The sequence below is a fragment of the Saccharopolyspora sp. SCSIO 74807 genome (assembly GCF_037023755.1).
Taxonomy (GTDB): domain Bacteria; phylum Actinomycetota; class Actinomycetes; order Mycobacteriales; family Pseudonocardiaceae; genus Saccharopolyspora_C; species Saccharopolyspora_C galaxeae.
Genome location: NZ_CP146100.1, coordinates 3885936 through 3907085, shown reverse-complemented (window position 1 = coordinate 3907085; position 21150 = coordinate 3885936). Strand labels below are relative to the sequence as shown.

Sequence of the window (21150 nt, the reverse complement as noted above, 5' to 3'; positions counted from 1 at the left end):
GTGCGTTCGGCCCCGTTACCGCGGTGGGTGGCACGCCGGTGTCTCGTGGGATTCACGTGCAGCTCTGGCACGGATGCGGTTCTGCGAGGATGGCGGCGTGGGAGCGCAGGACGAGCAGGTGGCGATCTACGAGCGCAGCGGCCGGGTCGCGGGTGCGGCGCCGCGCTGGCTGATGCGCCGCGACGGGCTTTGGCACGCGGCCTCGTCGGTCCTGGTGCTCTCACCCGACCGGGAATCGGTGTACGTGCACCGGCGCACCGACGACAAGGACGTGCACCCCGGGATGCACGACTGCTGCGCCGGGGGCGTCGTGGCGGCCGGCGAAGAGCCGGACAGCACCGCCCAGCGGGAGCTCGCCGAGGAACTCGGCATCCGGGACGCGCCGGTGCGGTTCCTGTTCCGGTCGGTGTTCGACCAGGGCACGGTCCGGTATCACGCGTTCCTGTACGAAGCGCGGTGGAGCGGGCCGATCGTGCACCAGCCCGAAGAGGTCGCCGACGGCTGGTGGATGCGCATCGCGGAACTGCGCGCCCGGCTCGCCGACCCGGCGTGGCCGTTCGTGCCGGACGGGCGCCAGTTCGTCGAGGAATGGCTGAGCTGGCGGCAGGACCACGACTAGCAGCGCGTCACATGGGCACGCCGTCGCGGCCGGGACCGAACGGCACGCTCGGCGTGCGGAAACCCGCTGCCGCTGGACGGCGACGAGGTCCGGCCTGCCCAGCTGGTCGCGGCCGCTCGCGCCGCGCGACCCGCTGAAGGCTCCCTAGTGCCACGGCAGCGCCGAACGCTCACCCCAGTAGGTCGGCGCGTCCCGCGCCACCGAAGCCAGTTCCCGCAGCTCGTCGTCGGTGAGCTCCACCGAGCACGCCGCCAGGTTCGACCGCAGCTGCTCCGGCCCCGCCGGGCCGACGAGCACGACGTCCGCCCACGGCTGCGCCAGCACGTGCGCCAGCGCGACCGCGTCCGGCCCCACGCCGCGCCGTTCGGCGATGCGCGCGACCTGCTCCGGCGGATTCACCGCGAGCCGCCCGTTGGCCAGCGACTCCTTCACCAGCACCTGCCAGCCGCCGTCGTGCGCCGCGCGCAGCGCCCGTCCCGCCGAAGGTTCCAGCGAGTTCCACGTCGACTGCACCGCGCCGAACAGCTGCCGCCCGCCCGCTTCGAGCTCCCACGCGCGTTCGATCGTCTCGGCCTGCGCCGCACCGCTGGTGGAGATGCCCAGTCGCACGCCGGAATCGCGCAGCTTCGCCAGCTCCTGCTGCAACGCGGCGTCCTCGAACAGCGGGCTGTCCGTGGTCAGCGAATGCACCTGGTAGAGGTCGACGCGGTCGGCGAGCAGCTCGCGGGTCTGCGCCCACTGCTCCCGCAGGCGCTCCACCGAGTGCTCCTTGACCTCGTGCACCTCGGTCTCGATGCGCCACTCCGCGACGTAGGCGTAGCCCCACTTGCTGGAGACGGTGACGTCCTCGTGGCCGCGTTCACCCAGCCAAGCCGCCAGGAACTCCTCGGCGCTGCCGTAGGAACGAGCCGCGTCCACCCAGCGCACCCCGGCCGCGTAAGCCGCGTCCAGGACGACCGCGGTGTGCTCGCGCATCGCTGCGGCGGTGCGGTGCTCGGGCAGCGCGTCGGTGCGGCCGACGTTGATGTAGGCGGGGCGGCCCAGCGCGGCCAAGCCCAGACCGATCCGGCGCGTGGAGATCATGCTGCGAACCTAACCGCCCGCCGCCGGGATCGACACCCGGACCCCGCACACACCCGTGGCGGGCACCGGAGTCCGGCGCCCGCCACGGGAACCACTCGGTTCCGTCCTTGCCGGAACCCGCTGTCTTTCTTTTAGTCAGCGGCGAAGCCGCTGAGCAGTAACCACCAAAGCAGCCAGAACAAGTCCGAAACAGTTCCTACAGGTATTGGCCGGTGTTGGTGGCCGTGTCGATCGCCCTGCCGGAGTCCTGGTTCTTGCCGCTGACCAGGGTCCGGATGTAGACGATGCGCTCGCCCTTCTTGCCCGAGATCCGCGCCCAGTCGTCCGGGTTGGTGGTGTTGGGCAGGTCCTCGTTCTCGGCGAACTCGTCGACGATCGCGTCCTGCAGGTGCTGGACCCGCAGGCCCGGCTGCCCGGTGTCGAGCACCGACTTGATCGCGGACTTCTTCGCCCGGTCCACGATGTTCTGGATCATCGCCCCGGAGTTGAAGTCCTTGAAGTACAGGACCTCCTTGTCCCCGTTGGCGTAGGTGACCTCCAGGAACCGGTTCTCGTCGGTCTCGGCGTACATCCGCTCGACGGTGGTCTGGATCATCGCGTCCACGCAGGTGTCCTGATCGCCGCCGAACTCGCGCAGGTCCTCCTCGTGGATCGGGAGTTCCTTGGTCAGGTACTTGGAGAAGATGTCCTTGGCCGACTCGGCGTCCGGCCGCTCGATCTTGATCTTCACGTCGAGCCTGCCCGGCCGCAGGATCGCCGGGTCGATCATGTCCTCGCGGTTGGAGGCGCCGATGACGATGACGTTCTCCAAGCCCTCGACACCGTCGATCTCGGACAGCAGCTGCGGCACGATCGTGGTCTCCACGTCGGAGGAGACGCCGCTGCCGCGGGTGCGGAAGATCGAGTCCATCTCGTCGAAGAACACGATCACCGGGGTGCCCTCGGAAGCCTTCTCCCTGGCCCGCTGGAAGATCAGCCGGATGTGCCGCTCGGTCTCGCCCACGAACTTGTTCAGCAGCTCGGGACCCTTGATGTTCAGGAAGTACGACTTCGCCTGGCCGTCGTCGTCCCCGCGGGCCGCGGCGACCTTCTTGGCCAGGGAATTCGCCACCGCCTTGGCGATCAGCGTCTTCCCGCAGCCGGGCGGGCCGTACAGCAGCACGCCCTTCGGCGGCTGCAGCTGGTATTTCACGTAGAGCTCGGAGTGCAGGAACGGCAGCTCCACGGCGTCCCGGATCTGCTCGATCTGGTTGCCGAGGCCGCCGATGTCGAGGTAGCCGACGTCCGGCACCTCCTCCAGCGTGAGGTCCTCGACCTCCGCCTTCGGCACGGTGTCGTAGGCGTAGCCCGCCTTGCTGTCGACCAGCACCGAGTCGCCGGAGCGCAGCCCCAGGTCGAACAGCGGTTCGGTCAGCCACACCACGCGTTCCTCGTCGGTGTGGCCCTGCACCAGCGCACGCGGCAGGCCGGAGCCGTCGCCGCCGCTGGAGGGCAGCACCTCGCGGAAGGTGCACACTTCACCGATCTGCTCGAAGGCACCTTCCTCCACCACGGTCAGCGCCTCGTTGAGCCGGACCGATTGGCCCAGTTTCAGTTGTTCGACGTCCACGTTCGGCGACACCGCCACGCGCATCTTGCGACCGGAGGTGAACACGTCGACCGTGCCGTCTTCGAAGCGGGTCATGAAGGTCCCGTAGCCGCTCGGTGGCTGCGCCAGCCGGTCGACCTCCTCGCGCAGGGCCGTGAGCTGGCCGCGCGCTTCCTTCAGGGTCTCGGTGAGTTTGGCGTTCCGTTCGGTGAGCTGGCTCACCCGCTCGGATGCCTCGGCCAGCCGCTTTTCCAGCAACCGGGCCTGTTGGGGGGATTCGTTGAGCTTTCGGCGCAGCAATGCCACTTCGTCTTCGAGCAGACGGACCTGGCTTCGCAGCTCGGTCTGGTCACCGGGCTGCTGCTCGCCGCCCTCTTCAGGCTGGCTGCCGGGACGGTCGTGCTGCATGTCGGCACCCTCCTCCCGTGCTCGTACCACCACGGTACCGGCGATCACCGACGACGGCGGCGTCGTGATTGCCCGCCGGATCCGCCAGCGTGCCACAAAAATCGGCGAATACCCATGACTTCGCAGCGGCCACCGAGCACGCCCGGGCGCGGCGGGCGCGGCGGCCGACCACGGTGTGCTCACGATCATGGTCCGTTCGGTGCGGGTGCCGCTGTGCGGTCCCGGCTGGACTCGGCGCCGAACCCACGAGTTTTCCGCTCCGCCACGGCATTTCGGACGGGATGGCGGCATCCGGGTGTCCGGGAGCCGACAACCGGGTGTCGTTGGAGTGCCGACGCGCACGGGCGTGTCGGCGAATCGTCACAGCTCCCACCATTTGGAACACAGCGCTGCTGCGACCGGCCCAAACCTCGGTCCACGAGATCCTCGTGTAGGACATCTCACGCCCAGCGGGTTGATCGGCTCCGCTCTTGGGCGCCTCCCCGCTCTGGTCTACTTGCCTAGCCGCACACCGGGCGCACCGCACCGGACGCCGTTGTGCCCGGACGACCCCTGGGGGTGGACATGACCTATCCGCCGCAGCAGCCCGACCCGGGCGGGTGGGGCCGGCGAGCCGCTGAGGACGCGGACGAAGATGCGCCGGAATCGCAGCAGCAGCCCGCCTTCTACGGCAACCAGCACGCCGGGTTGCCGAAGGGGCCGATCACCGGAAACCCCGCGCAGCCGGGACAGCAGCCGTTCCCGCCGCCGCAACACGCGCAGTTCGGCGGTCCGCAACCGTCGTTCCCGCCCGCACCGGACTGGGAGAACTTCGGCGCGCAGGACCGCGAACCGTTCCCGGACATCGAGGCGGAGCCGCGCGGGCGCCGCCGGCTGCCGTGGGTGCTCGGCGGCGCCGGGGTGCTGGTCGTGGCGGCGGCGGTGGTCGGCGGGCTGCTCCTGTTCGGCGACGCCGATCCCGGCGAACCCCGGCCGGTCGCCCAGGACATGGTCGACAAGGTCAACGCGGGCGACTTCGGCGCGCTCGGCTCCTCGTTGTGCGAGTCCAACCGGGCCGAACTCGACCAGCAGCTCGGGCAGCTCTCGCAGGGCCGGTTCGAGCTGCGGCTCGGCCCCGTCACCGCGCAGGGGCGGCAGGCCCGCGCCGAACTGACCGGGACCTACGAGCTGGACGGGGCGCGGATACCGGTGGCCCAGGCGCTGCTGCTGGAGGTCGAGGACGGCCGGTGGAAGGTGTGCAGGCTCGGGACTCGATGAGCCGGGTCGTGATCGTGCGCGGCGTCAGCCCTTGCTCGGCCTGCGTTGCGGGCGCGGTGGCGTGACACCGTCCGCCAACCGCCGGGTGACCAGTAGGAACGCGGTGTGCGCGACCATCCGGTGTTCGGGCCGCACGGCCATGCCCACGACGTGCCAGGGACGCAGCATCGTCTCCCAGGCTTGCGGCTCGGTCCAGCACTGCTGCTCGCGCAGCGCCTCGGTGACCCGGGAGAGCTGTGTCGTGGTGGCCACGTACGCCACCAGGACACCGCCGGGGACGAGCTTGTCGAACACGGTGTCCAGCACGTCCCACGGGGAGAGCATGTCCAGCACGACGCGGTCCACCTGGCCGCCGTCGTAGTCGGTGAGGTCGGCGACCCGCAGCGTCCAGTTCTCCGGGACCTCGCCGAAGAACTTGCGCACGTTGCGCTCGGCGTGCTCGGCGTGGTCCGCGCGGACCTCGTAGGACGTCACGCTGCCCTCGTCGCCCACGGCACGCAGCAGCGAGCACGTGAGCGCGCCCGAACCCGCGCCCGCTTCGAGCACCCGCGCGCCGGGCCGGATGTCGCCCCACATGAGGATCTGCGCGGCGTCCTTCGGGTAGATCACCTGAGCACCGCGCGGCATGGACAGCACGTAGTCCGCCAGCAGCGGCCGCACCGCCAGGAACGAAGTGCCGCCCGCGGAAGTCACCACCGAGCCTTCCGGACTGCCGATGAGGTCGTCGTGCGCCAGCACGCCGCGGTGGGTGTGGTACTCGCCGCCCTTCTCCAGGACGACGGTGTAGCGGCGGCCCTTCGGGTCGGTCAACTGGACCCGGTCGCCGGGTTCGAACTCACCGCTGACGGTGCTCACGTGCGTCGGACCTCCATGTGCGCAAGAAGGGAAAAGCCGCCGGCCGGTGAGATCCACGGCGGCGGGTACGGCGGACCATCGTCGCAGAGGGGTGCGCCGGGCTCTTGCGCGCGCCCCGCTCACTGCCTGCGTCTGCGCGCGTTGAGCGCGTTGCGCACGTCCTCGCGGCGCAGCACCCCGCAGGGCCGCCCCTCGGAATCGATCACCAGGAACTGCCAGGCGCGCACGGTGCGCACCCGCTCCAGCACGGCTTCGCCGGATTCGCTGTAGAGCAGGATGGTGTCCGGTTCGACGGGTTCGGCGGCGCGCTCGGCTGGATCCTGCGGCGAACGGGTGGCCAGCCGCTCGGCAGCGGTCTGGTCCAGCAGGCCGACCGCGATGCCGTCGGCGCGCACCAGCACGACGCCGCGCCCGGCCGCGGCGACCAGCGCGTCGCCGACCGGGCTCTCCGCGGGCAGCTGCAGCACCGGCCGCATCAGCTTGGGCAGGGACAACCTCGTCGGGCGGCTCTTGCGGTGTTCCGAGGAGTGCTCCGCGCTCGCCCCAGCCACCACGAACCAAGCCATCAACACGCACACGGCCAGCCGCAGCCATTGGTCGCCGGTGTTGCTCAGCAGGCCCACGAGCGCGTAGATGAGCAGCGCGGCGGCCACCAGACCGGCGCCCACGACACCCGCGTTGGTGCCCGTGTGCCGGTTGCCCGTCATCGCCCACAGCAGCGCGCGCAGCATCCTCCCGCCATCCAGCGGCAGTCCCGGCAGCACGTTGAACAGCGCCACGACCAGGTTCGCCACGCAGGTCTGCGCGATCAGCAGCCACACCGCCCCGTGCGGCGTCACCGCGAACCAGCCGATCCCGGTTGCCGCGGCCAACAGCAGGGAGACCGCGGGACCGGCCGCGGCCACCAGACCTTCGTGCCCAGGTTTCGACGGTGCGCGGGTGATCTCGGAGATGCCGCCCAGCAGGAACAGCCGCACCCGGCTCACCGGTAGCCCGAGCCGCAGCGCCACCACGCAATGGCCCAACTCGTGCAGCAGCACCGAAGCTCCCAGCAGCACGGTGAACACGGCGGCGATCAGCGCGCTGGTCAACGTTGTCGCCTGCGGGAGGATGTGCCCGACCAGCGGGGTGTAGAGCAGCACGATCAGCACGGCGCCGAGCCACCACGACGGCGACAGCAGCACCGGCACACCGGCTACCCGGCACAGCAGCAGACCGCCGTCGCCGGATGCGGAGCGGCTGCGGGCGTTGGTGGCGGGCATGGCCGAAAGGGTAGAACGGCCGCGGTGAACCGCCGGTGATCCGGCGTGCTTGGGATCTTGTCGGGGCGCTGATCTATCGTGCGGACCATGTCGGAACCGGCCCGGACCAGCACAGCTACGCAGGACAGCACGCAGCGGGACGGTGCTCGCCCGGATGATCCGGGCGCGGGCGGTCCTCCCTCGGGCGGCCCTTCGTCGAGCGATGCTGCCGCGGATCACCGCTCGCCGGACGTCGAGAACTCCGGCACGCCGGGGGCGGGCCAGCGGACGTCCTCCGGAAGGCGGCGCCCCGCGCTCTCGCCCTCGCGCGCGGGCGATTTCAAGCAGTGCCCCCTGCTCTACCGCTTCCGCGTGGTCGACAAGCTGCCGGAGCAGCCGACGCGGGCCCAGGTCCGCGGCACGGTCGTGCACTCCACCCTGGAGCGGATGTTCGCGCTGCCGACGGCCGAACGCGACGCCGAGCACGCCCGCGACCTGCTCGAACCGGCATGGGAGGAGTTGCTGGCCGAGCAGCCCGAGCTCGGTGCGCTGTTCACCGACGACCCGGAGCTGACGAAGTGGCTCGGCTCGGCGCGCAAGCTGGTGGACTCCTACTTCGAGCTGGAGGACCCGCGCAGGCTGGAGCCGGAGGCGTGCGAGCTGCGAGTGGAGACCGAGCTGGACTCCGGGCTGCTGCTGCGCGGCTTCATCGACCGCGTCGACGTGGCTCCGACCGGCGAGATCCGGCTGGTCGACTACAAGACCGGTGCGGCCCCGCGGGAGATCGGCGAGGCCAAGGCCATGTTCCAGATGAAGTTCTACGCGCTGGTGCTGTGGCGCACTCGCGGCGAGATCCCGCGCCAACTGCTGCTGATGTACCTGGCGGACAAGCAGTCGCTGGCCTACACCCCCGACGAGGCTGAGCTGCGCAGGTTCGAGCGCACGCTGGAGGCGATCTGGCAGGCGATCCTGCGGGCCGGGCGCACCGGGGACTTCCGGCCGAGCCCCAGCAAGCTGTGCGACTACTGCGACCACAAGGCGCTGTGCCCGTCGTTCGGCGGCACCCCGCCGCCGTACCCGGGCTGGCCGGAACCGGATCCTGGGCAGGAGACCGCGCTGGACCGCGCCGACTGATCTCTCCGCGGTCGGCGAACGCGGCCGAGTGCGGCGAGCTCCCAGCAAGCGGCCCGGCAGCGGGGCGGTTCCGCTACCGGGCCGAACGTGCCCGCTCGTCTTTTCAACTGTCCTGGGATTGTTCGGCTCCGGACGCCGGTCCGGTTCCGCCGGCCGAGCAAAACGAGCTCAACGGACGAGCACTTGCGAGCTCAGTCGTCGTACGGGTCGAAGTTGGCGGCGCTGTCGAACCAGTCGGTGGCCTGCGTGCCGTCCACCACCGCGAACCGCGCGCCCGTCGGGTCCCGCAGCACCGCGACCCGCCCGATGCTGGAACCGTACGGGTCGACGCGGATGCGCCCGCCGAGGCCGACCGCCCGGTGCACCAGCTCGTCGACGCCCTCTTCCGCGTCCGCGCCCAGGTACACCAGCCAGTGCGGCCGGGTGCTGGGCGTGAGGTAGTCGCGGATCATGCTGACCCGCGCCAGCACCGACTCGTCGGCCAGGTACCACACGGAGTAGTTGGAGCGGTTCTCCGCGCCGAACTGCTCGGCGGTGTAGCCGAACATCGACTGGAAGAACGTGTCCGCGGCCTGCGCCTTGATGGTGACCAGTTCGGCCCACATCAGCGTGCCCGGCAGCCCGACGTCGAACTGCCAGGACTCCGCCGGGGTCAGCAGCCCGAACTCGGCATCGGCGGGGCCGAGCAGCACCGCCTTCGAGCCGATGCCCGGCACGTGCGTGATCGGCACGGCGAGCTCGGCGCCGTGCCGTTCGGCTTCTTCGGTACTGGCGTGCACGTCCTGCACGGCGAGGAACAGCCGCCACACCGAATGGTCCGCGGCGGACCGCCGGATGCTGGCCACCGGGAAGCCTTCCCGGGAGGCGATGATGTGCTCGCCTCGCTGCCCCTCGTCGTGCACCGTGTAATCCCAGCCGAACAGCCCGGCGTAGAACTCGCACGCCTGGTCCACATCGGTGGTCGCCAGCTCGATCCAGCACGGCATTCCTGCGAGCAGCTCCCACCGCGGAGCCGCCGATCCCGGCTGCACGACGGACATTTCGCTCACCCCCGACTCTCTTCCCCCGGCTCCATGATCGTCTGAGCCCATTATGGCGCAGTGATCGCCGCGGGCGGGCCGACACGACGCGATCGGATCAACGCGATGCGCGGAAACGGCCTACCGGGCTGAGGAACTCACAGGTACCGGTAGACGTCCTGCGGGGTCAGGCCGCGGGCGAGCATCACGACCTGCAGCCGGTACAGCAGCTGGGAGATCTCCTCGGCGAGGGCCGCATCGGACTCGTGCTCGGCCGCGAGCCACACCTCACCGGCTTCCTCGATGACCTTCTTGCCCTGCGCGTGCACCCCGGCGTCCAGCGCGGCCACGGTCGCCGAGCCGTCCGGGCGGTTGCTTGCGCGGTCCTGGAGCTCGCTGAACAGCTCGTCGAAGGTCTTCACGAGCGCTGATCCTCGCATTCGGCGGGCGGGCGGACCACAGCCACCTCACCACCGGGCAGCCCGCAGCACCCGGGCGCCCTCACGCGCCGGGCAGCAGCGCACCCAGCGTGCGCACGTCGAGCCCTTCGAGGCTTTCGCGCACCACGCGCCGCTCCCCCGGCTCCAGCGGCACCTCGCACGGCACCGCCAGCACCGTGCACCCGGCGGCGACGGCCGCGGCCACACCGGTCGGCGAGTCCTCCACCGCGACGCACCGGGCGGGGTCCACGCCGAGCAGCCGGGCCGCCCGCAGGTAGGGCTCCGGGTCCGGCTTGTTGCGCCCGCCCACCTCGTCGCCGCAGACGGTGACCTCGAAGGAGTCCCTGCCGAGGGTGTCCAGCCCGATCTCGGCCAGCGAGCGGATCGTGGAGGTCACCAGCGCGGTCGGCACGCCGAGCGCGCGCACGCCCGCCAGCGCCTCCTGCGCACCCGGCCGCCACGGCAGGCCGCCGCGGAACAGTTCGGCGCTGCGGGCTTCGACCCAGTCGGCGGCCGCGGCCACCTCGGCCTCGGTGGTGCTCAGGCCGAGGGCTTCCAGCAGGATCCGCATGCTGGTGCTCATGTTGGAGCCGACCATGGTCTCGCGGGTGGCCAGGCTGAGCTCGCCGCCGCGGTAGGTCGCGTAGTCGCCCAGCGCGATGCTCCACAGCTTTTCGGAGTCGACCAGGGTGCCGTCCATGTCGAACAGGACGGCGGCGGGGGCGGTATCAGTCATCGCGGCCGGTTCCCGGCGTGCTCGCAGTTGCCACGCGTCCCAGTAGAGCAAAACCCCGCGGGACCTTGACAAGGAAGGTGGCCGATCCCTCCCGCGGCGGCGCGTGTCCGGTTGCGGGATGTCGGGCGCTGCGGTTCGCGATAGGTCGTAGGCTGACACGGTGAACGATCGCGAACCACGCTCCGCAGACCCGGTGGACCGGACCGAAGGGAGCCCCACAGCGGCCAGCGAGACCGGGACCGGCACGAACGGCGCCGGCGAGACCGAGGCCGATCGGAACGGCACCGGACCGGCCAAACCGGACGGCCCGGTGGCGATCTTGGGCTTTGAAGGATGGAACGACGCAGGCGACGCCGCCAGCTCCGCGATCGAGCACCTGGAACTGACCTGGGACGCCGACCCGCTCACCGAGATCGACCCGGATCCGTACTACGACTTCCAGGTCTCCCGGCCGACGGTGAAGCTGATCGACGGCGTCACCCGCCAGGTGACCTGGCCGACCACGCGGCTGTCGGTGTGCAGGCCGCCGGGTGCCGACCACGACGTGCTGCTGGTGCACGGCATCGAGCCGAACATGCGCTGGAACGCGTTCTGCTCCGAACTGCTCGGGCACCTCAACGAAGCAGGCGTGCGCACGGTGGTGTCGCTGGGCGCGCTGCTGGCCGACGCGCCGCACACCCGGCCGGTGCCGGTGACCGGCACCGCCTACGACGCGGATGCGGCCGCGCACTACGGGCTGGAGCGGTCCCGCTACGAAGGCCCGACCGGCATCGTCGGCATCTTCCAGGACTCCTGCGTGCAGGCGGGCATCCCGTCGATCGCGTTCTGGGCGGCGGTGCCGCACTACGTCTCGCAGCCGCCGTCGCCGAAGGCCACGCTGGCGCTGCTGCACCGCGTGGAGGAGACGCTGGACCTGGAGGTGCCGCTGGGCAACCTGCCGGACCAGGCGGAGGAGTGGGAGACCACGGTCAGCGAGATGGCCGAGGAGGACGAGGACGTCCGCAACTACGTCCGCGCGCTGGAAGAACGCGGGGACGCCGAGGTGAAGCTGACCGAGACCAGCGGTGACGCCATCGCCGCCGAGTTCGAGCGCTACCTGCGCCGCCGCGGCCCCGGCGGCAAGGGACCGCTCGGCCCGGGACCGGGCTGACTTCAGGCGAGAACGCCCTCCGCGCGGAGGGCGTTCTCGCGTTCAGCTCACGCCACGGAGGCCAGGTACCGGTCGGCCAGCTCCGGGTCGAACAGCCACTCGGCGAAGGTCGAGGGATCGTCGAAGCCGTTCACGAACCGCCCGGCCACTTCGTCGCTGTGCTGCGCCGCGCCGAGGATCCGCATCATGTGCTCCGGCAGCGGTTCCAGCATCGCGTTCGTCCACCTCGTAACGTGCGCCGCGTAATCCCAGTACCGCTCGAAGGTGGTCCGCATCCAGTCCGCGTCGAACGGTTCCGCGCCGCGTTCGACGATGCTGTGCTGGAACGACGCCGCGCACTTGGCGGCGTTGTTGGAGCCCTGCCCGGTGATCGGGTCGTTCGCCACGACCACGTCGGCCATGCCGAGCACCGCCCCGCCGGAAGGCAGCCGGCCGACCGGTTTCCGCACCACCGGCGTGTAGCCGCCGGTCAGCGTGCCGCGGGCGTCGGTGAGTTCGGCGCCCGCGAAGCGCTCGTACTCCCAGGGGAAGTACTCGCGCATCAGCCCCAGCATCCGCTGCCAGTGCTCGGCCGGCTCCGGGCGGTCCCGGAAGGAGTCCAGCGCGCCGCCGGGGACGGCCTCGAAGAACGGGATCTCGCAGGGCCCGCTGAAGGTGTAGCCGGGGATCACGAACAGCTCCCCCACCCCCGGGCACGGGTTGAACCGCACCGCGTCGCGGTCCGGGTGCTCCGGGCGCCGCCCCGCGCCGTGCACGTAGGAGACCGTGAGCATCCGCTGCGGCGAGGTGAACCTGCAGCGTTGCGGGTCCCGGTCGAACAGCTCGACCAGTTCGCCCTTGCCCGCGGCGACCAGCACCAGTTCGTAGTGCTGGGTGAGCCGGTCCAGGTCGGCGGTGGTCACGCCGTGGTAGATCACCTTGCCGCCGCGGTTCTCCAGCAGCTCCAGCCAGCCCGCCATCTTCACCCGCTGGTCCACGGACTGCGCGTAGCCCGCCAGCAGCCCGACCCATTCCAGCGCGCGGGAACCATCCGGGCCGCCGACTCCGGTGACCTTCGGCGTCTGCTCCTCCCAGAGGTTCAGCCCGAGGTCGCGTTCGTGCTGCAAGGCGTTGTGGAACATGCACTGGGTGGAGGTCACGCGGCCGTTGCGGATCTCTTCCGGGGTGCGCGCGGACATCACGGTCACGTCGTAGCCCTGGTCGTTGAGCCCGAGCGCCAGTTGCAGCCCGGCCTGCCCGGCACCGACGATCAGTATCTTGCGCATCGCCTACTCGTCCTCCTGCTCGATCATGCCGCGCCGGAGACCACGTTCAGCCGCATGGTGTGCGACACCAGCGCGCGCAATGCGTCCACAGTGGACACGCTGTCGCGGGCGTCGCAGGTGACCAGCGGGGTCTCCGGGCTCAGCGCCAACGCGTCGCGCACCTCGTCGAGCTCGTAGGGCAGCTGCCCGTCGAAGAGGTTCAGCGCGACGATGAACGGCACGTCCGAGTCGTGCTCGAAGTAGTTGATCGCGGCGAAGGACTCCTGCACCCGCCGGGTGTCCACCAGGATCACCGCGCCCAGCGCGCCGCGGGCCAGGTCGTCCCACAGGAACCAGAAGCGGGCCTGCCCGGGCGTGCCGAACAGGTACAGCATCAGGTCGGAATGCAGTTCGATGCGGCCGAAGTCCATCGCCACCGTGGTAGTGGTCTTCGCGCCCTCCGGATCCGGCTCGTCGATCCCCGCAGCTGCCTCGGTCATCCACGCCTCGGTGTTCAGCGGAGGGATCTCCGAGACCGAGGAGACGAACGTCGTCTTGCCGACGCCGAACCCGCCCGCGATGACGATCTTCGCCGAGAGCATCAGCTCGGCGGGGTCATGCGGAGAGCTTGTTGAGGCCATCCAGAACCCTCTCCAGGATGTCGTGGTCGTAGCGGTATGCGTGCCCGGTGGGGTGGATGAACACCGCGCCGTCCGCGGCCAGGTCGCTGACCAGCACCCGGATCACGCCGAGCGGGATGCTCAGGATCGCGGAGAGCTCGGCCAGCGAGATCGGCCTGCGCGCGGACTCGTAGACCGACCGCGACTCGGGCAGCAGCCCGGTGGCGAACTCGGCGTCGTAGTTCGGCACCGAGATCATCGTCTCCACCAGCAGCTGGTGGCGGGTGCGGGTCCGGCCGCCGGTGAGCGCGTACGGGCGCACCCGGCTGCTGCGGGACTCGGGCCTTCCGGGATCCGGGTGCGTGCGCCCCGGTTCCCGGAGGTGGTGCGGCTCGGAGTCCTGGGCTCCGCGATCCTGCGAGTTCTGGTGTTGCTCCCCCGCCGCGCCGGAATCGCTCCGCGCGGTTGCACTCATCTCGTTACCTCCCGCATCCGCGTCACGCCGGCCGCCGCGCGCTGACCACGCGGCGCAGGTCGGCGCGCACCTCCGGGGTCAGCGCGTGCCCGGTGTTCTCGACGAACTGGGTCATCTCGTAGGCCACCACCCGCATCTGCGCGTCGTGCGCGGTCAGCACCGCCAGCCCGGCGCCCGAGCCGATGCCCATGAACAGGAAGTAGCCCTGGCTGAGCCGGATGATGATCTGCTCGCAGGTCCCCTTGTCGAACAGCGCAGCGCTGTTGTGCGCAAGGCTGAGCACGCCGCTGGAAATGGCGGCCAGCTGCTCGGCCTCGTCGCCGGAGATCGACGAGGACCCGGCCAGCGGCAAGCCGTCCGCGGAGAGGATCAGCGCGTGGGTGGCTCCGGCCACGCGGTCGACGAAGTCGTCGACGAGCCAGCCGAAATCGCGTCCTGTGGTGTCGTTTCCCGCCGTCACTGCTGATTTCCTCCGGGCGTGCGGCCGGAGCCCGGCCGGTCTTGGGCGTCCGGCTGTTCGTGGGTGTGCTGATCCCGGTCGTGCCGTTGCGCGCCGGACTGTTCGTGGCCGGGCCGCTGTTGCTGGCTGTGCCGCTGTTGCTGGCCGGGCTGCTGTTCCTTGCTGTGCGGCTGTTCCTTGCTGTGCTGCTGTTGATTGCTGTGCTGCTGTTGATTGCCGGGCCGCTGCTTGGCCGCCTGTTCGCCGTCGGCGAAGTCGCCGAGGTCGGCCAGCAGCTGCTCGTGACCGGCGCGCTGTTCCTGCGGGTCGTGCTCGGTGGGCTGCTGCGCGGGCCGGGCCGATTCCTTCAGGCTCTGCGGAACGCGGCGCGGCAGGCCGTTCGGCGTGGTCGGCGCGGCCGAAGCGTCGTCATCGGCGGGCCGCTGCGGATGAACGGCCTCGGCGATCACCGTGCCGGTGGCGCCGGGTATCGAGCGCCCGGTCCCGTTCCCACCGGGTCTCGCCGCGCGTGCGGGCGCGGGCGCCGGTTTGGCCTCCTTGCGCGGCCGGTTCGGGCCGGCGCGATTCGCGCCCGGGGTCTCCTGCACCAGCGCAGCGGGCAGCAGCGCCGAAGCGATCGTGCCGTGCGGCGCGCGCCGGGAAAGCCACACCCGGACGCCGTGCCGCGCGGAGATCCGCCGCACCACCGCCAGCCCCATGTGCTGCACCGCGTTGCGGTCCAGCACCGGCGCGCTGGCCAGCCGCTCGTTGAGCGCGGACAGCCGCGCGGCGGGCAGCCCGATGCCCGCGTCCTCCACCCGTACCAGCACGCTGCCCTGTTCGGTCAGGTGCGCGCTGACGGTGACCTGCGAGGTCGGAGGTGAGTGCGAGGTGGCGTTGTCCAGCAGTTCGGCCAGCAGCCTGCTGACGTCGTCGGCGGCGAAGCCGACGACACCGAGCGAGGCGACCGTGCCCAGCTCGACGCGGGCGTAGTGCTCCACCGCGGAAACGCCCGCGCGGATCACGTCGACCAGCGAGGCCGGTTCGGAGCTGCCGCCGCCGGCGTCGCGCCCGGCGAGCACGCGCAGGTTCTCGCCGTTGCGCCGCAGCCGGGTGGCGAGGTGGTCCAGCCGGTAGAGCCGCGCCAGCGCGTCCGGGTCGTCCTCCTCGGCCTCCATCTTCTCCAGCTGCTCGAGCAGCGAGTCGACGAGGTTGAGGTCGCGCAGCGCCACGCTGGAGCACACCCCGGCGAGGATCTCCTGCGGGCCGGTCTCGCGGGTCGCGGGCTGGCCGACGAACTGGGCCACCGTCGCGCGGGACCGTTCCAGCAGGTGCCGGGTGGAGCCTTCGATGCGTTGCCGGGCGGTGCCGTCGAGCAGCGATTTCCGGGAGCGTTCCAGCACGTCGCGGACCCGCGTCACCATTGCACCTCACGACCCGCGATGCGATCGCCAATTCGTGGTTCGTGCCGAGTCATGGACCGGGATCCAACCAGAGCGAATTCGGAAAGTCACGCGGCTACCGGCGGTTCAGTCGGTTTTCGGCGAGCGAGGAAAAGCGCAACGTACGCGCAGGGTCACCAAATCGGACGTTCGCGCCTCCGCCAAAGATCGAGAATATTCAGATTATTCCGCCATCCGAATGACGCCCGCCGCATCGCGAACACTCTCGACCTGCAATGAAGCCCGCTCAGCAGGAATCAACTCGTCCAATTGCGCGTAACCGGATCGCCGCGACTACTCCACTGGCGGCATGGCATCAATCACGCCAAGTGCTCGGCCCGACCTGCGCCGCGATGCCGAAATGCGCCCGGCGGGATTTTCGGCCAGGTCGCACCGGTCCGACCTCCGCCGATTGCGGAGGCAACCTTCGGCGCACGAACCGCGCGGAAAAGGAAAAGGTGCCGCGGCGATCGACCGAACGATTGCCGCGACACCTTCCGCGAAAACAATTTCGCCCGCAATCGGGCGCGCGAAACTACAACCGGACCCCGAGCAACGCGTCCACCGCATCCCGCACCGCACCCGGCGCCGACTCGTCCGAACCACCGCCGGACAGCGCCGCGTCCACCCAGGCGTCCACCGCCAGCAGCGCCCGCTCGGTGTCCAGGTCGTCGGAGAGCCGGTCCCGCAGACCCGCGATCGCCTCGTCCGCGGACGGCCCGGCCGGCAGCGCAACCGCCGAGCCCCACCGCGCGAGCCGGGCGGAGCCCGCGGTCAACGCGTCCGCCGTCCACGAGCGGTCCGCGCGGTAGTGCCCGTCCAGCAGCGCCAGCCGCACCGCCATCGGGTCCACCCGGTCACCGCGCAGCCGGGACACGAACACCAGATTGCCCTTGGACTTGGACATCTTCTCGCCGTCCAGGCCGACCATTCCGGCGTGGCAGTAGTGCCGGGCGAACGGGTGCTGCCCGGTCAGCGCCTCGGCGTGCGCTGCGCTGTACTCGTGGTGCGGGAACGCCAGGTCGGAACCGCCGCCCTGGACGTCGAAGCCCATCCGCAGCCGGTTCAGCGCGATCACCGAGCACTCCAGGTGCCAGCCCGGCCTGCCCGGCCCGAGCTCGGAGTCCCAAGACGGTTCACCCGGGCGCGCGGCCCGCCACAGCAGTGCGTCGAGCGGGTGCTCCTTGCCCGGCCGTTCCGGATCGCCGCCGCGCTCGGCGAAGAAGCGGTCCATGTCCGCGGCGCTGTAGTTCGACTCGTAGCCGAAGCGGCCGGTGGCGTCGTGGCGGTAGTAGATGTCCGGGTACTCGGCGTCGTCGGCCCGGTATGCCGCGCCGGAGGACAGCAGTTTGCCGACCGCCTCGATGATCTCCGGCATGGCCTCCACGGCGCCGATGAAGTCCTGCGGCGGCAGCACCCGCAGCGCCTCCATGTCCTCGCGGAACAGCGCGGTCTCGCGCATCCCGAGGACCATCCAGTCGTCGTTGTCCCGCTCCGCGCGCTCCAGCAGCGGGTCGTCGATGTCGGTGACGTTCTGCACGTAGTGCACGTCGTGGCCGTTGTCCAGCCAGATCCGGTGCACCAGGTCGAACGCCAGGTAGGTGGCGGCGTGCCCGAGGTGCGTTGCGTCGTAAGGGGTGATGCCGCAGACGTACATCCGCGCCAGCGGGCCGGGCGCGACGGGCCGGACCTCGCCGGTGGCGGTGTCGTGCAGCCGGAGCGGACGGGGGGTGCCCTGCACCTGGGGCACGGATACCGACGACCAGGGTTGCATGTACCCGACCTTAAACGTCGCCGGTCGGCGGACGCGCCCCCGTTACACATGGTGAGAACCACTCCGGCGCGCCCGGGCGGGTGCCTCTCGCTCCGCAGCAGCACCGCCGGACCCGATTCGGACCGCTTCGCAGGCACCCGTGGGGTCGGTCCCGGCCCGCCGTTGCGCACCTTCCGCGATCGCCGCGGCGCGAGCTTCGCCGCGCTTGCCGGTCTTCGCCGCACAGCTCGCGGTCCGCGCAGGTCGCAGCCCGCTGGATCCGTTCTCGGCCGCGGTCGAGGGGACTTTCGATCCGGGTTCTTTCCCGGGTTCCGGGTCGTATCCTCATTCGCACGGGGAATGTCGTTCCTCATCGCGCGACCCGGTGCCGTGCGACCCATTCCGGCTCGCCGGAGGCGGGACGGTTCGCGGGAGGCGGGATTTGACATCGGTACGGGTGGACGAGCTCTGCAAGGTCTTCGGTCCGCATCCCGCCGAAGCGCTGCGGCGGCTGCGTGACGGCGCGGACACCGCGCGGCTGCGCGCCGAGGGCGCCACCGCAGCGGTGCTGGACGCCTCGTTCACCGTGGCCACCGGCGAGATCTTCGTGGTGATGGGGCTGTCGGGCTCCGGCAAGTCCACGCTGATCCGGATGCTCAACGGCCTGCTGCGACCGACCGAAGGCCACGTGTACGCCGACGAGGAAGACGTCACCGCGCTGTCCGGCAACGCACTGCGCGACCTGCGGCGGCGCACGATGAGCATGGTGTTCCAGCACTTCGCGCTGCTGCCGCACCGCACCGTGCTGGACAACGTCGAATACGGCCCGCGCATCCAGGGCGATCCCGCCGGGCAGGCGCGGCGCGCGGCCGGGGAGGCGTTGGAGATGGTCGGACTCACCGGCTGGGAGCAGCGGTTCCCGCAGCAGCTCTCCGGCGGGATGCGGCAGCGCGTCGGCCTGGCTCGCGCGCTGGCCGCGGGCACCGACGTGCTGCTGATGGACGAGGCGTTCAGCGCGCTGGACCCGCTGATCAAACGGGACATGCAGGACCAGCTCGCGCAATTGCAGCAACGCCTCGCCAAAACGATCGTGTTCATCACGCACGACTTGAACGAGGCGATGCGGCTGGGCGACCGGATCGCGGTGATGCGGGCCGGTCGCATCGTGCAGCTCGGAACCGCATCGGAGATCCTGCGCGGTCCCGCCGACGACTACGTGGCCCGGTTCGTCCGGGACGTCGACCGCAGCCGGGTGCTCACCGCCGCGCAGGTGGCCGATCCGGAGTTGGCCGTGTCCGCCGACCGCACGCCGCAGCACGCGCTGGCGGCGCTGCAAGGCGCCGAGCGGCTGCTGATCACCGACGGCGAGCGCAAGCTGCTGGGCAGCGTGGACGCGGCCGCCGCCGGACGGGCCGCGCGGGGCGGGCTCGCGGAGATCCGCGACGTCGTGTCCCCGACGGCCGAGCCGATCACCGGGGACCGGCCGCTGCGCGAAGTCCTCGGACGCGCGACCGCGGAAGCCGTGCTGCCGGTCGTGGACGGCGAAGGGCGGCTGCTCGGCGCGCTGACCCCGGCGGTGCTGCTGCGGGCGCTGGGTGATCAGCGATCTCAGGAGGCCCCGGATGCCTGAAGTGCCCCGCATCCCGCTCGGCGACTGGTTCCAAGCCGTCGTGAACTGGTTGAACGACACGATCGGGCCGGTCTTCGACTTCATCGACCTGGTGGTGCGTTCCGCGGTGGACGGCTTGACCGCGGCGCTGCTGTGGCCACCGCAGTGGCTGCTGGTGCTGGTGCTCACGGCGCTGGCCTGGTGGCTGCGCGGCTGGCGGTTCGCGCTGTTCACCATCATCGGATTCGGGCTGGTGGCCGGGATGCGCGAGTTCCAGCCCGCGATGCAAACGCTGGCACTGGTCCTGGTGGCCGCCGTGATCGCGATCGTGGTGGCGATCCCGGTGGGCATCCTCGCCGCGCGCGAGCGGGTGGTGAGCCACGTGGTGCGGCCGGTGCTGGACCTGATGCAGACGATGCCCGCGTTCGTGTACCTGATCCCGGTCATCTTCTTCTTCAACATCGGCGCGGTGCCGGGCGTGGTGGCCACGGTGATCTTCGCGCTGCCGCCCGGAGTGCGGCTGACCGAGCTGGGCATCCGGCAGGTCGACGCCGAGGTGGTCGAAGCCGGGGAGGCGTTCGGGGCGCCGCCGCGGCGGATCCTCACCGGCATCCAGTTGCCGCTGGCCATGCCGTCGATCATGGCGGGCATCAACCAGGTGATCATGCTGTCGCTGTCGATGGTGGTCATCGCGGGCATGGTCGGCGCGGAAGGACTGGGCACCGAGGTCTACACCGCGGTGACCCGGGTGCAGTTGGGGGCGGGTTTCGAAGCCGGGGTCGCGGTGGTGGTGCTGGCGGTCTACCTGGACCGGATCACCGCCGTGCTGGCCGACCGCTCCCCCGTCTCGCGCGCGGCCGAGGAGACCGCGCCGGTCGCCTAGGAAGGGCGGGAAGTGCCATGCCGAAGAAGCGTTGGACCCGTCGGCTGGTGGCATGTTTGGCGATGCTCGCCGCGTTGGTGCTGGTCGCTGCCGGGTGCGGGGGCCGGGAAGCGGGCACCGGGCAGCAGGCGAAGCGGATCAACATCGGCTACATCGCCTGGGACGAGGCGATCGCGGTCAGCAACCTCTACAAGGTGCTGCTGCAGCGGCAGGGCTACCAGGTGCAGCTGACCGAGCTGGAGGCCGGGCCTACTTACGCGGGCCTGGCGCGCGGCAACATCGACCTGTTCATGGACGCCTGGCTGCCGCAGACGCACGCCGACTACTGGAACCAGTACCGCGGTCAGCTCGAGGACCTCGGGGTCTGGTACGACCAGGCGACGCTGAACATCGCGGTGCCGAAGTACCTGACCGACGTGAACTCGTTGCAGGACCTGCGCGGCCGGGGCGCCGAGTTCCACGGCACGATCACCGGCATCGATCCGGGCGCAGGGCTGAGCCGGGTGACGCGGGACCAGATGATCCCGCAGTACGGCCTCGCAGGCGAGTACACGCTGCAGACCTCGTCGACGACCGCGATGTTGGCCTCCTTGGAGCGCGCGATCAACGAGCGCCAGCCGATCGTCGTCACGCTGTGGCACCCGCACTGGGCGTACGCGAAGTACCCGATCAAGGACTTGGCGGACCCGCGCGGCGCGATGGGCGCTGCGGAGCAGATCCACGCCGCCGGGCGGAAGGGCTTCAGCGCCGACTTCCCGGACGTGACCGGGATGGTGCACAAGTTCCGGTTGAACGACCAGCAGCTCGCCTCGCTGGAGAACGAGATCAACAGTGCGCCGAAGGGCCAGGAGGAAGCCGCCGCGCAACGCTGGGCGGACGCCAATCCGCAGGTCATCGCGACGTTCGCGCCGACGCGCTGACCGCGGTTCGCGCAGGTTCGTGGAGTCCGGGACGCGGGCGCCGGAGCGAACGGGGTCGCCTCCGCCGAAGCCGTCCGTGCGGTGCTCGCCGACGTCCCGCGGTCACTGGTGCACGGGCAGCGGACGCGCGGCGCGGCGGCAGGCGCCGCCACTACCAGCGACCGCCCGAGAGCCGAGATCGACGGGCGGTCACCTGACCAGGTGATCGCCAAGTTACTATCCGGCACTGCCGAGC

At 70.8% G+C, this 21150-nt stretch carries 20 protein-coding genes; 7 read left to right on the top strand and 13 right to left on the bottom strand.

The annotated features are described in order from the left end of the window. Nucleotides 1-97 precede the first annotated feature (97 nt). The gene (locus V1457_RS17960) at nt 98-619 is read left to right on the top strand and encodes an NUDIX domain-containing protein (RefSeq protein WP_307849980.1); all 522 of its coding nucleotides are present in this window, start codon (nt 98-100) and stop codon (nt 617-619) included. A gap of 144 nt (nt 620-763) precedes the next feature. On the opposite strand, the gene V1457_RS17955 is transcribed toward V1457_RS17960, so the two are convergent. Next, a complete protein-coding gene (locus V1457_RS17955) occupies nt 764-1702 on the bottom strand; it encodes an aldo/keto reductase (RefSeq protein ID WP_338595692.1) in 939 nt (312 codons plus the stop codon). A gap of 196 nt (nt 1703-1898) precedes the next feature. Continuing rightward, a complete protein-coding gene (gene arc / locus V1457_RS17950; RefSeq protein WP_200069702.1) occupies nt 1899-3698 on the bottom strand; it encodes a proteasome ATPase in 1800 nt (599 codons plus the stop codon). A 564-nt stretch (nt 3699-4262) separates the two neighbouring features. On the opposite strand from arc, the gene V1457_RS17945 reads away from it, so the two are divergent. Then, nucleotides 4263-4955 carry a hypothetical protein gene (locus V1457_RS17945; RefSeq protein WP_338595690.1) on the top strand — a complete coding sequence of 231 codons (693 nt, stop codon included), beginning with the start codon at nt 4263-4265 and terminating at the stop codon, nt 4953-4955. 24 nt (nt 4956-4979) lie between these two features. Here the strand turns inward: V1457_RS17945 and V1457_RS17940 are convergent, their stop codons facing one another. Continuing rightward, complete coding sequence (locus V1457_RS17940; RefSeq protein WP_200069704.1) at nt 4980-5810, bottom strand: tRNA (adenine-N1)-methyltransferase; 831 nt, start codon at nt 5808-5810, stop codon at nt 4980-4982. A gap of 119 nt (nt 5811-5929) precedes the next feature. Beyond that, a complete protein-coding gene (locus tag V1457_RS17935; protein WP_338595688.1) occupies nt 5930-7072 on the bottom strand; it encodes a site-2 protease family protein in 1143 nt (380 codons plus the stop codon). An 87-nt stretch (nt 7073-7159) separates the two neighbouring features. On the opposite strand from V1457_RS17935, the gene V1457_RS17930 reads away from it, so the two are divergent. Then, nucleotides 7160-8185: a RecB family exonuclease gene (locus V1457_RS17930; RefSeq protein ID WP_338595686.1), complete on the top strand. Its 1026-nt coding sequence runs from the start codon at nt 7160-7162 to the stop codon at nt 8183-8185. 191 nt (nt 8186-8376) lie between these two features. Here V1457_RS17930 and V1457_RS17925 read toward each other — a convergent pair whose 3' ends face one another. The 3 genes from V1457_RS17925 to V1457_RS17915 form a co-directional block, all read right to left on the bottom strand. Beyond that, nucleotides 8377-9225, bottom strand: a complete 849-nt coding sequence (locus V1457_RS17925; RefSeq protein ID WP_200069707.1) for a VOC family protein — start codon at nt 9223-9225, stop codon at nt 8377-8379. Between the two features lie 137 nt (nt 9226-9362). Beyond that, a complete protein-coding gene (locus tag V1457_RS17920; protein WP_200069708.1) occupies nt 9363-9626 on the bottom strand; it encodes a phosphoribosyl-ATP diphosphatase in 264 nt (87 codons plus the stop codon). 79 nt (nt 9627-9705) lie between these two features. After that, nucleotides 9706-10380 (bottom strand): HAD family phosphatase, encoded by a 675-nt coding sequence (locus tag V1457_RS17915; RefSeq protein ID WP_200069709.1) that lies wholly within the window; start codon nt 10378-10380, stop codon nt 9706-9708. A 310-nt stretch (nt 10381-10690) separates the two neighbouring features. On the opposite strand from V1457_RS17915, the gene V1457_RS17910 reads away from it, so the two are divergent. Beyond that, entirely contained in the window at nt 10691-11530 is an 840-nt protein-coding gene (locus V1457_RS17910) for a PAC2 family protein (protein WP_295140700.1), read from the top strand. A gap of 47 nt (nt 11531-11577) precedes the next feature. Here V1457_RS17910 and V1457_RS17905 read toward each other — a convergent pair whose 3' ends face one another. From V1457_RS17905 to mshC, 6 genes are all read right to left on the bottom strand, one after another. Next, complete coding sequence (locus tag V1457_RS17905; protein WP_338595683.1) at nt 11578-12795, bottom strand: styrene monooxygenase/indole monooxygenase family protein; 1218 nt, start codon at nt 12793-12795, stop codon at nt 11578-11580. A gap of 23 nt (nt 12796-12818) precedes the next feature. Beyond that, nucleotides 12819-13415, bottom strand: coding sequence for an ATP/GTP-binding protein (locus tag V1457_RS17900; protein WP_200069711.1), 597 nt, complete (start codon nt 13413-13415; stop codon nt 12819-12821). Next, nucleotides 13390-13716 carry a DUF742 domain-containing protein gene (locus V1457_RS17895; protein ID WP_295140706.1) on the bottom strand — a complete coding sequence of 109 codons (327 nt, stop codon included), beginning with the start codon at nt 13714-13716 and terminating at the stop codon, nt 13390-13392. Before V1457_RS17895 ends, V1457_RS17900 begins: the two co-directional genes overlap by 26 nt. Before the next feature lie 175 nt (nt 13717-13891). Continuing rightward, the gene (locus V1457_RS17890; protein WP_200069713.1) at nt 13892-14329 is read right to left on the bottom strand and encodes a roadblock/LC7 domain-containing protein; all 438 of its coding nucleotides are present in this window, start codon (nt 14327-14329) and stop codon (nt 13892-13894) included. Next, the gene (locus tag V1457_RS17885) at nt 14326-15732 is read right to left on the bottom strand and encodes an ATP-binding protein (protein WP_338595682.1); all 1407 of its coding nucleotides are present in this window, start codon (nt 15730-15732) and stop codon (nt 14326-14328) included. The genes V1457_RS17890 and V1457_RS17885 overlap by 4 nt, the downstream gene beginning before the upstream one ends. Before the next feature lie 553 nt (nt 15733-16285). Continuing rightward, the gene (gene mshC, locus V1457_RS17880) at nt 16286-17524 is read right to left on the bottom strand and encodes a cysteine--1-D-myo-inosityl 2-amino-2-deoxy-alpha-D-glucopyranoside ligase (RefSeq protein WP_200069715.1); all 1239 of its coding nucleotides are present in this window, start codon (nt 17522-17524) and stop codon (nt 16286-16288) included. Nucleotides 17525-17960: 436 nt separating this feature from the next. On the opposite strand from mshC, the gene V1457_RS17875 reads away from it, so the two are divergent. From V1457_RS17875 to V1457_RS17865, 3 genes are read left to right on the top strand one after another with little or no spacing between them, the layout of a single operon-like run. Then, the gene (locus V1457_RS17875) at nt 17961-19133 is read left to right on the top strand and encodes a betaine/proline/choline family ABC transporter ATP-binding protein (RefSeq protein ID WP_338595680.1); all 1173 of its coding nucleotides are present in this window, start codon (nt 17961-17963) and stop codon (nt 19131-19133) included. After that, nucleotides 19126-19995, top strand: a complete 870-nt coding sequence (locus tag V1457_RS17870) for a proline/glycine betaine ABC transporter permease (RefSeq protein WP_200069717.1) — start codon at nt 19126-19128, stop codon at nt 19993-19995. Before V1457_RS17875 ends, V1457_RS17870 begins: the two co-directional genes overlap by 8 nt. A gap of 17 nt (nt 19996-20012) precedes the next feature. Further along, nucleotides 20013-20915, top strand: a complete 903-nt coding sequence (locus V1457_RS17865; protein ID WP_295141436.1) for a glycine betaine ABC transporter substrate-binding protein — start codon at nt 20013-20015, stop codon at nt 20913-20915. Nucleotides 20916-21150 lie beyond the last annotated feature (235 nt).